Origin of the sequence: Nocardiopsis sp. NPDC058789, from assembly GCF_042745575.1 — a bacterium.
GTDB lineage: Bacteria > Actinomycetota > Actinomycetes > Streptosporangiales > Streptosporangiaceae > Nocardiopsis > Nocardiopsis eucommiae.
The window spans coordinates 28,904-44,346 of sequence record NZ_JBHYOW010000021.1 but is presented as its reverse complement, the minus strand read 5'-3'; the positions used below and the strand labels follow the sequence as shown (position 1 = coordinate 44,346).

Genomic DNA, 15,443 nt, shown 5'->3' with positions numbered 1-15,443 from the left:
GCTGGATACGCAAGCGGGTGACCCTTCGCGGAGGAGAGTGGGCGGGTTGTGAGGTTAGGCTAACCAATATCATGGCCGCACGGCAATGCCCACATCAGCGACGAAGGGGGCATCCGATGGTCGGAGGGCGTGTGCGCGATGACTACGCTGGGCCAGTCGAGACGACCCTCGGTCCCCTCTCACCTCCACGTCCCTCAGCCCGAACGGAGTCGCCCCGTGACCGCGGCCCCAGCCAACGCCACCCCGGCCGCCGCCGAACCGGTCCCCGCCACCGCGAAGGAACTGCGCTCACGCACCCTGCGCCGCCACCGGGGAAGGGTGACCCTCGGCGTCCTCCTGCTCTCCCTCCACCAGGTCTGCGAAGTCCTCGTCCCGGTCGCCATCGGCCTCACCATCGACCTCGCCGTCTCCACCGGTGACCTCACCGCGCTGCTGTGGTGCGTGGGAGGCCTGGCCCTGCTCTTCACCTGCCTGGCCCTGGCCTACCGCTCCGGTGCCCGTCTCACCCTGAGCTCCGTCGAGCGCGAGGCCCACCTGCTGCGCCTGGAGTCCGCCCGCCGGGTCCTGCGCCCCCGGGGCGAGCGGAGCGGCCTGCGCTCCGGTGAGGTCCTGGCCGTGGCCACCTCCGACGCCGAACAGGCCGCCTCCTACGTACGCGCGTGGGCCATGGGCATCGCCCAGGTCACCGCGATCGCCGTCACCACCGTGGTCCTGCTCACCATCAACCTCCCCCTCGGCCTCGGCGTGCTCGTCGGCGTCCCGGTGATGCTCCTCCTGCTGCGGATCCCCGCCGCCCGCATCACCCGCCGGACCGAGGCCAAACAGGCCACCGCCGCCCGCGCCACCGCGATGGCCACCGACCTCGTCGGCGGCCTGCGCGTGCTCATGGGCATCGGCGCCCGGCACAACGCCGCGCTGCGCTACCACCGGGTCAGCGACACCGCCCTGACCGCCTCCGTGGGCGCCGCGGCCACCAACGGCCTCTACAAGGGCCTGGTCACCGCCACCGGGGCGGTGTTCCTGGCCTGCGTCGCGGGAACCGCCGGGTGGATGGCGCTCCAGGGGCACCTGACCATCGGCGAACTCGTCATCGTGGTCGGCCTCGCCCAGTTCCTCGCCGAACCCGTCCAGGCGCTCGGCCTGGTCGGTCAGATGTTCGCGATCGCCCGTGCCTCCGCCCAGCGCGTGGTCCGCCTCCTCAACGCGCCCGACGCCGTCAGCCCCGGCGACCGGATCCTGCCGGACACGCTCCCCGAGGTCCCCCACGCGGTGGAGCTCCGGGGCGTCACCCACCGCACGCTCGACGGGGTCGACCTGACCCTGGCCCAGGGCGAGCTGGTCGCCGTGCTCACCACCGACCCCCGCGACGCCGAGGCCCTCGTGGACCTCCTCGCCGGACGGGCCGAGGGTGCCGCGGGGACCACCCTCGTGGGAGGCGTTCCGGTCACCGAACTCGACCTCACGTCGCTGCGCCGCACCGTCCTGGTGGAGGAGCACGGCAGCGTCCTGTTCGAGGGCACGCTCCGCTCCAACCTCACCGTCGGCCGGGCCGACGACCACGCCCTGTCCGCCGCGCTGACGGCGGCCGCCGCCGAGGACCTGGTGACCGGCCACCCCGACGGACTCGACCGATCCGTCACCGACCGCGCCGCCAACCTCTCGGGCGGCCAGCGCCAGCGCGTCGCCTTGGCCCGCGCACTGGTCGCGGACCCGCCCGTGCTGGTCCTGCACGACCCCACCACGGCGGTCGACGCCGTCACGGAGGCGGCCATCGCCCAGGGCACCGCCGACCTGCGCGCCCGGAGGTCACCCGGAGGCGCCACCCTGGTCATCGCCAGCAGCCCCGCGCTGCTGGCCCGCGCCGACCGCGTGGTGGTCCTGCGGGAGGGCCGGGTGCACGCCGAGGGCACCCACGCACGACTGGCCGAGGACGACCCCCACTACCGTGAGGCGGTGCTGCGTTGAGCACGGAACCCATCACCAGGCCCGAGCCCCCGGAGGCCGAACCCCAGGCCGCCCCGGTCGCGCCCGGACCCGAACTCCTGCCCACCGCCAACGCACGGCGCACCTGGGCCGTCCTCGGTGACGGCCTCAGGTCCGTTCCCGGGGCCACCGCCCTGGCCCTGCTCACCGTCCTCGGGGGCAGTACCGCCGGACTCGTCGCCCCGTGGGTGCTCGGGTCGATGGTCGACGACATCTCGGCGGGAGCGGGCCTGGACGCGATCCTGCGCTCGGCCGGGCTCATCGCCGGCGCGGCCGTGGTCGGGGGACTCCTGGCCGGGCTCGGCGCCTGGCAGGTCAGCCGGGTCGGGGAGACCGTCCTCGCCCGGCTGCGCGAACGCGTGATGGAACGGGTCCTGCACATGCCCGCCGCCCGGCTGGAGCGGGTCCGCATCGGTGACCTGCTCTCCCGGGTCGGTGACGACGTCGCCGTGGTCACCAACGCCATCGCGCGCAACGGCCCGGAGGTCGTCACCGCCCTGGCCATGGTCGTACTCACCACGGTGGGGATGGCCGCCCTGGACTGGCGTCTCGGCCTGGCCGGACTCGCGGCGCTGCCCTTCTACGTGTGGGCGGTGCGCTGGTACATGCCCCGCTCGGGCCCCTACTACGCGCGCGAACGTGTCGCCATGGGAGAGCGCTCGCACGCGCTCATGGGTGCCCTGCGCGGCCGGGGCACCGTCCGCGCCTACCGCCTGGAGGAGGAGCACGAACAGGTCATCGCGGACCGCTCCCGCACGGCGATGCGACTCACCATCGACGTGTTCTACCTCTTCACGAGGCTCGGCGCGCGCATGAACGGTTCGGAGTTCGTCGGGCTGGGCGCCGTCCTGGTCGTGGGCTTCTTCCTGGTGCGCGGCGACCTCGCCACCGTCGGCATGGTCACCGCCGCCGCCCTGTTCTTCCACCGGCTCTTCGGCCCGATCGGGTTCCTGGTGATGAACTTCAACGACGTCCAACAGGCCGGGGCGAGCCTGGCCCGGCTGGCCGGGGTCATCGACCTGCCCGTGGCCGCCGACCCGCGCGCGGAGGAGGGCCCGGCCGGTTCCTCCCTGCGCGTGGAGGCGGTCAGCCACGCCTACGCGCCGGGAGCGCCCAGGGCGCTGGACGGGGTGACCCTCGGTGTCGCGGCGGGGGAGCGGGTCGCGCTCGTGGGCGCCAGCGGGGCGGGCAAGACCACCCTGGCCGCCGTGGTCAGCGGACTGCGGGCCCCCACCTCCGGAACGGTGCTCCTGGGCGGGGTGCCGCTGGACGAACTCGGGGAGGCGCGCGTGCGCGAGCACGTCTTCCTGGTCAGCCAGGAGACCCACGTGTTCGCGGGGACCCTCCTGGACGACCTTCGCCTGGCTCGCGCGGGGGCCGACCCCGGCGAAGTGGAGAGCGCGCTGGAGACCGTGGGCGCCCTCGACTGGGTGCGCGCGCTCCCGGAGGGCCTGGAGACGGTCGTCGGTGAGGGCGGGCACGCGCTCACCGCCGAGCAGGCCCAGCACCTGGCCCTGGCCCGCCTGGTCCTGGCCGACCCGGACCTGGCGGTGCTCGACGAGGCCACCGCCGAGGCGGGCAGCTCGGGCGCGCGCCGTCTGGAGAGCGCGGCGGTCGCCGCCACGAAGGGCCGGACCACCCTGGTGGTCGCGCACCGCCTCACCCAGGCCCAGACCGCCGACCGCGTCGTCGTCATGGACCAGGGCCGGATCGTGGAGGAGGGCACCCACGACCAGCTCGTCGCGGACGGCGGCCGCTACGCGCGGCTCTGGCACAGCTGGCAGGGCTGACCCTCCAACGGTCACCAGAGAGGGGGCGTCCACCCGCGTGGACGCCCCCTCCTGTGTGCCTGGTCCCCGTGTGATGCTCCGGACAGGGGATTCCGGCCGTGGAGGGGCTGGTGTACAACTAGTATCTATGTCGTATCCAACTTGGGGGGTCCAGTGAGCGCGAGTGGCGTCGGCGGGCGGGAACCGGTGGTCCCGGCCGCCACGGAGCCGGAGTCGGCGGCGGGACGCGCCTACACCGTCGTGCGGAACCGGATCCTCGACGGTGAGTTCGAGGGCGGCAGCATGCTCAGCGAGGGCCGGATCGCCACCGAACTGGGCATGAGCCGCACCCCGGTGCGCGAGGCCTTCCTCCAGCTCCAGGCCGAGGGGTGGATGCGCCTCTACCCCAAGCGCGGGGCCATGGTGCGCCCGGTTCCGCCGCACGAGTTCCGCGAGGTCCTCCAGGCCCGCCAGATCATCGAGTCCGCGGCGGTCCGCACCGTGTGCGCCTCCCGTGGCGGCTCCGAGCGGCTGGTGCGGCGCCTGCGCGAGGTGACCGAGGACCAGCGTCGAGCCTGGGAGGAGGACGACCTCGCCGCCTTCACCCGGGCCGACGTCGAGTTCCACCGGGAGGTGGTCGCCGCGGGCGGCAACTCGATCCTCCAGGGCTTCCACCAGCTCCTCCAGGACCGCCACCGTCGCATGACCACGCAGTCGATCAGCGACGACACCACCCGGGCCGAGCTCGTGCTCGACCAGCACGCCGGGCTGGCCCGCCTCATCGAGGAGGGAGACCCCGAGGGCTTCGCCCGAGCCACCGCCGAGCACCTCAACGACGTCCACGGCTTCACCGTCTGACCCCCACACCACCCGCCCCCCGCGCCCCCCTTCCCTGACCCCGAACCTGAGAAGGAAGCCCGACCCATGGCCACGATCGAGGCCCACAGACCACGCGCGGACGCACCGTCCAGGAGCGGGCGCCGCCGGACCCTGCCCGGGTGGCTCGCCGTGTGCGGCACCCTCTTCGCCGTCGCGTGGGGCGGCAACGAGTTCACCCCGCTGCTGGTCATGTACCGCCTGGACAGCGGTATGAGCGTGCAGATCGTCAACATCCTGCTCGGCGCCTACGTGCTGGGCATCGTGCCCGCCCTCCTCGTGGGCGGCCCGCTCTCCGACCGCCACGGGCGCCGCCCCCTGATGTTCCCCGCACCGGTCCTGTGCGTGATCGGCAGCGGTCTGCTGGCCCTGGGGTCCGACTCGGTCGCCCTGCTGTTCGCCGGGCGCGTCTTCTCCGGAATGGCGCTCGGCCTCGTGATGGCGGTGGGCACCAGCTGGGTCAAGGAGCTGTCCCAGCCGCCCCACGACCTCCGTGCCACGGCCGGGGCCGGGGCGGCGCGCGCCTCGCTCGCGCTCACCCTCGGCTTCCTCCTCGGCGCCGTGGTCGCGGCCGCCATCGCCCAGTTCGCGCCGATGTCCGCCGTCCTGCCCTACGCCGTGAACATCGTGATCACGGTGCTGCTCGCGGCTGCCCTGCTCCGGGCTCCGGAGACCCACGGGCGGGGGACGGTACCCGGCAGGCTCCTGGACGACCTGCGGGTCCCGGCCGCGCTGCACCGCCGGTTCCTGCTGGTGGTCGTCCCCATGGCACCGTGGATCTTCGGAACGTCCGCCAGCGCCTACGCGATCCTGCCCAACCTGCTCGCCCCCCGGGTCCCCGGCTACGAGGTCGGCTTCTCGGGGCTGCTGTGCATGGTGGCGCTGGCCAGCGGCGTCCTCAGCCAGCAGGTGGCCAAGCGCGTCGACAGTCCGCACTCCTCACGCGCGGTCGCGGCGGCGCTGGCCACGGCGGCCGTCGGCATGGCCCTGGCGGTGTGGGCCTCGGCCGTCCTCACGATCCCGGCCGCGCTGGTGGCGGCCGCCGTGCTGGGCGCCGCCTACGGCCTGTTGCTGGTGTCCGGCCTCCAGGAGGTCCAGCGCATCGCGGGACCCGACCGTCTGGCCGGGCTGACCGCCGTCTACTACTCGCTGGCCTACCTGGGGTTCTTCGTCCCCGCCGCGCTGGCGGCGCTGACCGGCTGGTTCGGCTACCCGACCATGTTCGCGGTCGGCACGGGCCTCGCGCTGCTGTGCGTCCTGGCCGTCACCCTGTCCTGGCGACGCCACCTGCCCGCGCGCTGACCCCTCAGCACTCCGGCGGGAACTCGTCGGTGCCCACCAGGGCTGCCTCGCCGCTGGTGTGCGTGCCCAGGTACAGGCCGTCGTCGGCGGCGAGGAGCTCGGTCTCGAACGCCAGCGTGGCGATGTCGTGCTCGGCGTCCTCCTCCAACCCGGCGGCGGAGGTCACCCCCAGGGTGTACACGGTCTCCGAGGAGGCGGGCACCACCCGGTAGGCCGGGGCGCCGTCCGTGTCGGTGATGGTCCAGTCCTCGCCGGGCGCGGCCAGGTCCACCTCGACCTGGTCGCCCTCGAACTCACGGTTGGCGTTCAGCCGCCACCCGTGCTCCTCCGAGGTCAGGTCGATCCGGGCGGGCGGGCTGTCACCGCACCAGGACACCAGCACGACGGGGAACTGGTGGCGCGCGGAGAAGTGTCCGGTGGCGACGGCGCCCACCGCCCCGCCGTCGGGCGCGCAGGCCGACAGGAGCAGACAGGCCGGGGGGAGGAGCGCCAGGTGTCGGAGGGCGGCTCGGTCGAGGACTGACATGCCGCGATTGTGCCAACCTCTGTCGCGTGCCGTGGGGCGTGCCACGCGGTCCGGCGCGGGGTGGACGAGATCACCACAGGTCACGTCGGGCGCACCGGAAATCCCGAGCACGGTGCCGCTTCGGCGTGTCTCGTCGGCCCGGGTGCGTCTCCGATTCGTGACACGTCCCGCCCTTGACCTACGTCGCCGGGGTTGCGAAGGATGGCGACGTCGGTTTTCGGTGACATGTGACACATGGGGCGGTTCGTCGCCGCGGGACGGGTCGGCCGCCCGGAGAGGTATGCGTATGCGTTCACGGCGGTGGTCGATCGCGGCCGCGGGACTGGGGCTGACGCTCACGGCCACGGCGTGCGGGGGCGGCGGAGGCGGCGCCGGAGACCAGGTCGAGGTGTTCTCCTGGTGGACCGGCGGCGGCGAGGAGGCCGGACTGAACGCCCTCATCGAACGCTTCGAGGAGCAGAACGAGGGGATCGAGTTCGTCAACGCCGCCGTGGCCGGGGGGTCGGGTACCAACGCCCAGGCCGTGCTGGAGGGTCGGCTCCAGAGCCAGGACCCGCCGGACTCCTTCCAGGGACACGCGGGGGCCTCCCTCCAGGACTACGTGGAGGCGGGTTACCTGGCTCCGCTGGACGACTTCTTCGACGAGCAGGGGCTGCGCGAGGCCTACCCCGACCAGCTGGTCGAACAGATCTCCTACGAGGACAGCGTCTACTCGGTCCCGGTGAACATCCACCGGTCCAACGTGATGTGGTTCAACCCCGGGCTGTTGGAGGAGGCCGGGGTGGACGGGCCCCCGGAGACCCTGGACGAGCTGGTCGAGGCGTTGGAGGCCGTGGACGCCGAGACCGACGCGATCCCCATGGCGGTGGGCGCCCAGTGGACCGTCGACCACCTGCTGGAGTCGGTGCTGCTGGGGTCTCTCGGCACCGACGCCTACAACGCCCTGTGGGAGCCGGGGGCCGACTGGGACACACCGGAGGTCGCCGAGGCGCTCGGGACCTTCGAGACGATCATGTCCCACACGCAGGAGGAGTCGGCCGCAGAGGACTGGCAGGAGGCCTCACGCCGGGTCTCCGAGGGCGAGGCCGCCTTCAACATCATGGGTGACTGGGCCGCCGGGTACTTCGACGAACTGGGAGCGCTCCCCCAGGAGGACTACGACTGGGCGCCCTCTCCTGGGACGGACGGCACCTACATGTGGCTGTCGGACAGCTTCACCCTCCCGGCGGGCGCCCCCAACGAGGAGAACGCCCGCGCCTGGCTCGCACTGGTCGCCAGCCAGGAGGGCCAGGACCTGTTCAACCCCCTCAAGGGCTCCATCCCGGCGCGTTCCGACGCGGACCCGGCCCGGTACGCGGACAGTCCCTACCTGGAGTCCGCCCTGGCCGAGTGGCAGGCGGGGCCGGAGCTGGCGGGGTCGTTCTGGCACGGCGTGACCGTGGGCAACCGGTGGAAGAACGACATCGACACCGCCGTCGGCCTCTACCTCCAGAACGAGGACCTGGAAGCGCTCAACGCGGCCCTGCACGAGGCCGCGCAGTCCGAATGAGCGCGTCCACCGATTCCGGGGCCGCCGCTCACGGCGGCCCCGGCCACCCGAAACGTCCCGTCACGGGACCCCGCGCGCGCCCGGGTCGGTTCCGCCGGGCGGCGACCAGGGCCCGCACGTGGCTCCCCGGCCTGCTGCTGGTCTCCCCGTCGATCCTGCTCATCGGCGTGTTCGTCTACGGCATGATCGGCTGGAACACCCAGCTGGCCCTGAGCGACAAGCACGCCCCGATCCAGGACGGCTCCTTCGTGGGGCTGACCAACTTCGTCCAGCTGTGGCAGGAGGCCCGATGGCCCGCCGCCGTGACCAACGCGGTGGTGTTCACCGTGGTGTTCGTCGGCGGCGCGCTGTTCCTCGGCTGGCTCCTGGGCCTGCTGCTGGACAAGGGCATCCGGGGCGAGGCGGTGTTCCGGACCCTCTTCCTCGCCCCGATGGCCGTGTCCTTCATCGCCACCGGCGTCGTGTGGCGGTGGCTGATGAACCCGGCGCCAGCCGAGCGCGCCACCGGGCTCAACGCCCTGTTCGTCCACCTCAACCTGGACTTCCTGGTCAACGACTGGTGGACCGCGCCCGACCTCGGCATGGCGGCGATGGCGCTGCCCGCCGTCTGGCAGCTGGCCGGGTACGTCATGGCGCTGTTCCTGGCCGGGTTCCGCGGGGTGCCCGAGGAACTGCGCGAGGCGGCCCGGGTGGACGGGTGCTCGGAGTGGGGCGTGTACTGGCGGGTGGTCATGCCGCAGCTGCGCCCGGTCACCCTGAGCGCCGTCATCATCCTGGGCCACATGTCGCTGAAGGTGTTCGACCTGATCATCGCGGTGGCGGGGCAGCAGATCGTCGCGGACGTCCCCGCCGTGTACATGTGGGCGATGGTCTTCGAGGTCCGCGACCCGGCCAAGGGGGCCACCATCGCGTCCTACCTGCTGCTCGCCGTGGCGGTGTTCGTGATCCCCTACCTGGTCTGGACCGTGCGCAAGGAACGGAGCGAGGGCCGATGACCCAGAGCGCACCCGGACGGGTGAACGCCCCCTCGGGCGTGGGCGCCGGAAGCAGCCCGCGCGGGCGGGCGGTCCGGTTCACCGTCCTGCTGGTCCTGGCGGCGCTGTTCCTGCTGCCGATGTACGTGCTGGCGGTGACCGGGTTCAAACCCTTCTCGGAGGCCACCGCGGCCCGGGCGTGGCTGCTCCCGCGCGAGTGGAGTCTGGAGGGGTGGTCCACGGCCTGGTCGGCGCTGGCCCCCGGACTGTGGAACAGCGTGCGCATGGCCGTGCCGAGCGCGGTCATCTCCGCCGTGCTCGGCTCCATGAACGGCTACGTGCTGGCGCGGTGGCGCTTCCCCGGGGCGGACACGGTGTTCACGCTGTTCCTGTTCGGGATGTTCATCCCCTACCAGGCGGTCATGATCCCCCTCCAGCAGATGCTGGTGAACGGCGGTCTCATGGGCGGGCTGTTCCCGCTCATCCTGGCGCACACGGTGTACGGGATCCCGATCTGCACGCTCATCTTCCGCAACTACTACGCCAGCATCCCGGGCTCCCTCATCGAGGCGGCGCGGGTGGACGGCGCCGGTCTGCTCCGCACGTACGCCCACGTGGTGCTGCCGGTGTCGGCGCCCGCGTTCGCGGTCACGCTGATCTGGCAGTTCACCTCCGCGTGGAACGACTTCCTCTTCGCGGTGTTCCTGACCGGGCCCAACAGCTGGCCGGTGACGGTGCAGCTGAACAACGTGGCCGGGTCCATGGTGGTGCCCTACAACCAGCAGATGGCGGCGGCGGTGCTGGCCTCGCTGCCGACGCTCCTGATCTACCTGGTGTTGGGGCGGTACTTCATGCGCGGCCTCATGGCGGGTGCCCTCAAGGGGTGACCCCGTGGCCGCCGGGGCACGCCCCCGGCGGCCACCCCCTCAGCCCCGTGCGGCCGAGTAGACGCTCAGGTGCGTGTGGGCCAGGGAGAACAGCGGGGTGGGCACGCCGAGCTCGCGGCCCCGGGCGACCAGGTCCCCGACGATGTGGTCGCCCTCCACCGGGTTGTCGTGGGTCAGGTCCCAGTACATGGACGTGGAGGTGTCGCGTTCGGTGTCGGAGATGACCCTGTCGGCGAATCCCCGGATCCGGTCGCTGGGCGGGTACCCGGCGGCGGTGGCCACGGCGATCGCCTCGGCGAACATCCCCGCGCTGAACTCGGAACCGCCCGGGGCGCGGTTCACCCTGCCGATGGGGGCGCGCATCAGGCAGGTGACCGCGCCCAGACTGGCCAGGAAGACCCACTTGTCCCACATCTCCTGGCGGATCTCCTTGGTGGGGCGGGCGGTGAACCCGGCCTCCTCGAGGGCGCCGTGGACCCGGTCCAGGTCCACCACGGGGGAGTCGGAGAGCGGGCCGTAGACCAGCTCGCCCATCTTCCCGACCTCCACGATGCCGCCCGCCTCGTCCAGGCGGGTCATCACCATGCACACCCCGCCGTACACGTGGTCCTCGCCGAACCGCTCCACCAGGACGTCCAGGTGGCGCATGCCGTTGAGGAAGGGGACCACCACCGTCCCGGGGCCCACCGCCGGGGCCAGGTCCTCGACCGCGTCCTCGAGGCCGTAGGACTTGACCGAGAGCAGGATCAGGTCGTAGGCGTCGGTGAGCTGGTCCTTCGTGACCGGACGGACGGTGGTGTTCTCGGTGTGCCCCTCCACGGAGGTGATGTTCAGACCGTGCTCCGCCAGGAGCGCGGCGCGGGCGGGCCGGACCAGGAAGTCGACGTCGCGACCGGCCTGGACGAGCCTCCCACCGAAGTAGCCGCCGACCGCTCCCGCACCCACGACAAGGATTTTCATGCCTCTCCCACCCGATAGTTCGTGATCATCGCAAAACGTACGGCTCCGGGAGGGGGCTGGCAAGGTCGGGGGGCTTCTCGCGCGCGTTCGGTTCGGGTCTTGGTGACCGCGCCATGGAGGGGAGCGGTCGGGGGCCGCCAGTCTGATGGCCGGTTTCCCTGAGCGACACCGCCGCGTGCACGTGTCGGGGGACTGCGCTCACCGATCTCCGTCGCGGTGACGACCAGTTCCGGGACGGCGCGCTCGGCGCGGGTGAGGCGGTCGCCCGCCTCCCGCCCCACCGGCACGAGGACGATCCCGGGTGGGGGACCGCCGCCGTCCCGGGACGAACAGGAGCCCGAGCCCGGCGAGCACCGCCGCCACCACCGGGACGAGTCCGGGGGACGCGGCGACCGCCGCACCGCCGAGGACGCCGCCCAGCGCGGCCCCGACGTACACCGAAGCGCTGTGCACCGCCACAGCCCGCGAAGCCGCGCGCGTGCCCGCGCGGTCGAGCATGAGTGTCTGGAGGCTTGGTGGTACGGCCCACGCGGCGGCCGACCAGACCACCAGCAGGGGAACCACCGCCCACAGCGGAACCGGAGCGGTCGACCACAGCAGGGCCAGCGCGGACATCGTCAGGCAGAAGAGCGTCACGGAGCCCCGGAGGGTGCGCAGCGGCCCGAAGCGGTCCACGAGGTGACCGGAGGCCTGTGCTCCCAGCAGCCCGCCGATCCCGGAGCACACGAGCAGCACGCCCAGGACGACGGGGGTGACGCCGGAGAGCCCGGCCAGGACCACCGCGACGTAGGTCTGGAAGGCGAGGTTCCCGGCCACGGTCAGGACGGTGATGACGAGGACGGCCGCCACGGTCCGGTCCACCAGGGGCCGCACCAGGTCGGACAGGGTGCGGTGCTCCTCTTCGACGAGGCCGCCGGGCAGGGTGCGGGCGGCCAGGGCCAGTGCGACCAGGCCCAGCACCCCGCAGAACGCGAAGGTCGCCGGCCAGCCCCACAGGGAACCGATCCACGTCCCGAGGGGGACGCCGAGCAGCACGGCGCCGGTCAGGCCGGTCATGACGGCCGCCAGGTGGCGGCCCCGGCGCTCCGGCGGGGCGAGGGTGCTCGCGAGCGCCAGGGCGGTGGGCAGGACCACCGCCGCCGCGAGCGCGGCCAGCACCCGCAGGGCCGTCAGCGTCAGGTAACCGTCGGCCAGGGGAGCGGCGACGTTGGCGGCGGCGAACACCGCCAGGGCGCAGAGCAGGGCCCTCCGCTGGGGGACCCGGGCGAACAGGACCGCCCACAGGGGGGCGGCGAGCGCGTAGACGAGGGAGTACACGGTCACGAGCTGACCGGCGGCCGCCTCCGACACCGACATGGCGGAGGCGATCGCCGGGAGCACGCCGATGATCACGAAGTCGTCCGTCTGGACCGCGAACGCGGACAGCACCAGGGGGAGGAGCCACGGGGGAGGGAGGCGGGAACCACGCATGGAATAAAGGTAACATCTGTTTCCCTAAAGCCGAGGGCCCGGCCGGGAGTCTCCTCGGCGACGGGCCGTCGGCTCCCGGTGCCGGGGGCGCGACCACGGCGAGGGTCGTGTCACCGGCACCGCGGCCGTCCGGGTTCAGGCCTCGGGGATGTCGCGTCCGAAGGCCTCGGGCGTGATCGAACCGGGGTCGGGGCCTCGCCGGACACCGGTGTCGAGGGCGTCGATCGCGGTGAGCTGGTCGGTCGTGAGCTCGAAGTCGAACACGTCGAAGTTCGCGGCGATCCGTTCGGCCCTGACCGACTTCGGGATGGCGGACCGGCCCTCCTGCAGGTGCCAGCGGAGCATGACCTGGGCGGGTGTGCGCTCGTGGGCCGCCGCGATCTCCCGGATCAGGGGGTCGTCGAAGGTGGACCGCTCACCATGGCCCCGGTAGCTGGTGATGCCGCCGATCGGTGACCAGGCCTGCGTCAGGACGCCCTGGTCGGTGTTGGCCCTCTGGGCGGCGGGCTGGGTGAAGTAGGGGTGCACCTCGATCTGGTTCACCGCGGGGACGATGTCGGTCCGTTCCAGCAGGTCGGCCAGGGTCTCGGGCGTGAAGTTGCTGACGCCGACCGCCCGGACGCGCCCGTCGTCGAGGAGGGTCTCCAGCGCCCTGTAGGCCTCGACGGTCAGGTCGAACCGCGACGGGACGGGCTGGTGGAGCAGGAGGAGGTCGATCCGCTCCACACCGAGCTTGCCCGCGCTCTTGTCGAAGGCGTGCAGAGTCTGGTCGTAGCCGTAGTCACTGATCCAGACCTTCGTCTCGACGAACACCTCGGACCGGTCCAGCCCCGAGCGGCGGATGCCCTCACCGACTTCGCGCTCGTTGAAGTACGCGGCCGCGGTGTCGATGAGCCGGTACCCGACCTGGAGGGCCTCGGCGACGGAGTCGGCGGTCTCCTCGGGCGGGTTCTGGTAGACACCGAAGCCCAGCGCGGGCATCTCCACGCCGTTGTTCAGGGTCAGGTTCATGTGCGTGCTTCCTTCGGTCGTCGGATCGGAGGTTCGGTGTCCGCCTCGGCACTCTCCGTGAGGGTCGGCCCGTTCATGATGTCGAAGGAAGGCGGGGACCCCCGCCCGTGGACGGGGGTCGGTGTGTCGCCCGGGTGCATGGGGGGGAGGACCCGGCATCGGGAGGGCGCCGGATACACCTCTCGATGCTCGTCGGCGTCCGCGCCGCCATCGAATGCCGCTAGGTAGTTCTGCATCATGTGTTATCGGCCATTGACCAATTCGGGCCGCTATTTCAAAGAATGTCGTGGTGGTGACGGCCGACGTGGCCTGAAAGGAGGACGCCTCGCCGGGAGGTCTGGCGCGACGCGGACGCGGCGGAGAAGAAGGCGTTGATCGAGGAACATCCCGCGGACTTCGCGCTCTTCGCCCAGGCCGGGGAGGTCAGGCCGGAGACGGCGCGCACGGTGCTCGCGCGTTTCGGGCCCCAGCGCGCCGGGCCGTCGCGCGAAGCGGGACCCCGGACGGGGGACGTGGAATAGTCGGTGGCATGACTGAAGCGACCGACCGTTCCCGGTGCCCGACGAGCGTCACGGCGGCGCCGACCTTCCTCGAAACCGGGAGGGGGGCGGAACCCGGCGCCGACGGTCCGGCCGCTCCACGGTGACCCCGCGTCCAGACACCGATCCGACACCCGCACCCCGCCGTCGCGCTGCTCCGTGTCGCCACCGTCGAAGGCCCGGGTGAGTCCCGTCGCACTGGTGCCTCCCCCCGGCGAACCGCTCATGCGGAACGGTAAAGTGCGGGAGGAAGGATCCCGACGGGACGGCCCGCCGGACGAGCACACGAGCAGGGACGGCCCAGCAGAATCGGGTACCCACCCGTGCGAACTCAGCACATGCTCCGCGGCGTCCTGACGCCCGCGGCGATCATCCGACTGGTCCTGGGCTGGGGCGCGTTCCTCGTGACCCTCGTCGCCCAGCCGTACCTGGCCGCGCACCTGCCGACCCCGGCGCTGGTCGCGGTCCTGGGCGCCATCGTCGCCGTCATCGTGGTGTGCGCCTTCGGCGTCGTCGTCGAGGCCGAGCACCTGGCCCACCGGCTCGGCGACCCCTACGGCACACTCGTCCTCACCCTCTCGATCGTGCTGATCGAGGTCATCCTCATCTCCGCCGTCATGCTCGGTCCCGGTGAGCACACCACGATCGCCCGTGACTCCGTGATGGCCGTGTCGATGATCATCCTCAACCTCGTCGTCGGGGTGTCCCTGCTCCTCGGCGGGCTGCGCCACAGGGACGTCCGCGCCAACAGCACCGGAGTCTCCACCTACCTGTCGCTGCTCGTGGTGCTCGGCACCGTCGCGTTCGCGCTGCCCGGCCTCATCGGTGAGGGCGGCGCCTACACGGCCGGGCAGGAGATCCCGATCATCATCCTCACGGTGATCCTCTACGTCGCCTTCCTCGCGCGGCAGATGGGGGCCCAGCGCGACGACTTCAAGGAAGTCGTCTCCGTGACGGGCGCCCCGCTGGCCGGGGAGACGGGAACCCGGGAAGTGGAGCCGGAGCGCACCTCGGTCCTCGCCGTCATCTCGGAACACCGGGCCGAGGTGGTCGCCCGCGCGCTCGTGCTCGTGCTGACCGTGATCCCGATCGTGTTGCTGTCCCACGACATGGCCAGCCTCCTTGACGACGGCCTCGACCGCGCGGGCGCCCCGATCGCGCTCTCCGGCATCCTCATCGCGATGATCGTGTTCCTGCCCGAGACCCTGACCGCGATCCGCGCCGCGCTCGGCGGCGAGGTCCAGCGCGTGAGCAACCTCTGCCACGGGGCGCTCGTGTCCACCGTCGGACTCACGATCCCCGCGGTCCTCACGATCGGGCTCCTCACCGGGCAGACCGTCGTCCTCGCGGAGGACCCGACCAACCTGGTGCTGCTCGGCGTCACGCTGCTGCTGACCGTGACGACCTTCTCGGGGAAGCGCGTGACGGCCCTGCACGGTGCCGCGCACCTCATGGTCTTCGTGCTCTACGGCATGACCGTGTTCGCCTGAGGTGCGGGGGCCCCCCCCCCAAGGGGGGGGGGCCCCCCCCCCCGGGGGGGGGGGGGGCGGGGCGGGGACCCCACACGGTGTGGGGGGGTTGGGGGATGTTTTGTAAT

At 72.4% G+C, this 15,443-nt stretch carries 13 protein-coding genes; 9 read left to right on the top strand and 4 right to left on the bottom strand.

All coding sequences use genetic code 11. The features are described 5' to 3' along the window. Positions 1-216: 216 nt before the first annotated feature. The 4 genes from ACFW3L_RS23790 (at position 217) to ACFW3L_RS23775 (ending at position 5,930) form a co-directional block, all read left to right on the top strand. Positions 217-1,965 carry an ABC transporter ATP-binding protein gene (locus ACFW3L_RS23790; protein ID WP_378745936.1) on the top strand — a complete coding sequence of 583 codons (1,749 nt, stop codon included), beginning with the start codon at positions 217-219 and terminating at the stop codon, positions 1,963-1,965. Further along, positions 1,962-3,773: an ABC transporter ATP-binding protein gene (locus ACFW3L_RS23785; protein WP_378745920.1), complete on the top strand. Its 1,812-nt coding sequence runs from the start codon at positions 1,962-1,964 to the stop codon at positions 3,771-3,773. Before ACFW3L_RS23790 ends, ACFW3L_RS23785 begins: the two co-directional genes overlap by 4 nt. Before the next feature lie 153 nt (positions 3,774-3,926). Further along, complete coding sequence (locus ACFW3L_RS23780; RefSeq protein ID WP_378745910.1) at positions 3,927-4,610, top strand: GntR family transcriptional regulator; 684 nt, start codon at positions 3,927-3,929, stop codon at positions 4,608-4,610. A 66-nt stretch (positions 4,611-4,676) separates the two neighbouring features. Then, the gene (locus tag ACFW3L_RS23775) at positions 4,677-5,930 is read left to right on the top strand and encodes an MFS transporter (protein WP_378745902.1); all 1,254 of its coding nucleotides are present in this window, start codon (positions 4,677-4,679) and stop codon (positions 5,928-5,930) included. Positions 5,931-5,934: 4 nt separating this feature from the next. Here ACFW3L_RS23775 and ACFW3L_RS23770 read toward each other — a convergent pair whose 3' ends face one another. Further along, a complete protein-coding gene (locus ACFW3L_RS23770) occupies positions 5,935-6,456 on the bottom strand; it encodes a hypothetical protein (protein ID WP_378745897.1) in 522 nt (173 codons plus the stop codon). Positions 6,457-6,742: 286 nt separating this feature from the next. Between ACFW3L_RS23770 and ACFW3L_RS23765 the strand changes: the two genes are divergently transcribed. The 3 genes from ACFW3L_RS23765 to ACFW3L_RS23755 are packed head-to-tail and all read left to right on the top strand — an operon-like array spanning position 6,743 to position 9,866. Next, on the top strand, positions 6,743-8,005 hold the full coding sequence (locus ACFW3L_RS23765) for an ABC transporter substrate-binding protein (protein ID WP_378745891.1): 1,263 nt from the start codon (positions 6,743-6,745) through the stop codon (positions 8,003-8,005). After that, positions 8,002-9,000: a carbohydrate ABC transporter permease gene (locus ACFW3L_RS23760; protein WP_378745876.1), complete on the top strand. Its 999-nt coding sequence runs from the start codon at positions 8,002-8,004 to the stop codon at positions 8,998-9,000. The genes ACFW3L_RS23765 and ACFW3L_RS23760 overlap by 4 nt, the downstream gene beginning before the upstream one ends. Beyond that, positions 8,997-9,866 carry a carbohydrate ABC transporter permease gene (locus ACFW3L_RS23755; RefSeq protein WP_378745862.1) on the top strand — a complete coding sequence of 290 codons (870 nt, stop codon included), beginning with the start codon at positions 8,997-8,999 and terminating at the stop codon, positions 9,864-9,866. Before ACFW3L_RS23760 ends, ACFW3L_RS23755 begins: the two co-directional genes overlap by 4 nt. A 39-nt stretch (positions 9,867-9,905) precedes the next feature. Here the strand turns inward: ACFW3L_RS23755 and ACFW3L_RS23750 are convergent, their stop codons facing one another. From ACFW3L_RS23750 to ACFW3L_RS23740, 3 genes are all read right to left on the bottom strand, one after another. Then, a complete protein-coding gene (locus ACFW3L_RS23750; protein WP_378745854.1) occupies positions 9,906-10,826 on the bottom strand; it encodes a ketopantoate reductase family protein in 921 nt (306 codons plus the stop codon). Between the two features lie 198 nt (positions 10,827-11,024). Continuing rightward, complete coding sequence (locus ACFW3L_RS23745; protein WP_378745849.1) at positions 11,025-12,296, bottom strand: MFS transporter; 1,272 nt, start codon at positions 12,294-12,296, stop codon at positions 11,025-11,027. 135 nt (positions 12,297-12,431) lie between these two features. Then, entirely contained in the window at positions 12,432-13,307 is an 876-nt protein-coding gene (locus ACFW3L_RS23740) for an aldo/keto reductase (protein WP_378745841.1), read from the bottom strand. A gap of 371 nt (positions 13,308-13,678) precedes the next feature. On the opposite strand from ACFW3L_RS23740, the gene ACFW3L_RS23735 reads away from it, so the two are divergent. Then, positions 13,679-13,828, top strand: a complete 150-nt coding sequence (locus ACFW3L_RS23735; RefSeq protein WP_378745831.1) for a hypothetical protein — start codon at positions 13,679-13,681, stop codon at positions 13,826-13,828. A gap of 341 nt (positions 13,829-14,169) precedes the next feature. Next, the gene (locus ACFW3L_RS23730) at positions 14,170-15,336 is read left to right on the top strand and encodes a calcium:proton antiporter (RefSeq protein ID WP_378745825.1); all 1,167 of its coding nucleotides are present in this window, start codon (positions 14,170-14,172) and stop codon (positions 15,334-15,336) included. Positions 15,337-15,443: the final 107 nt, after the last annotated feature.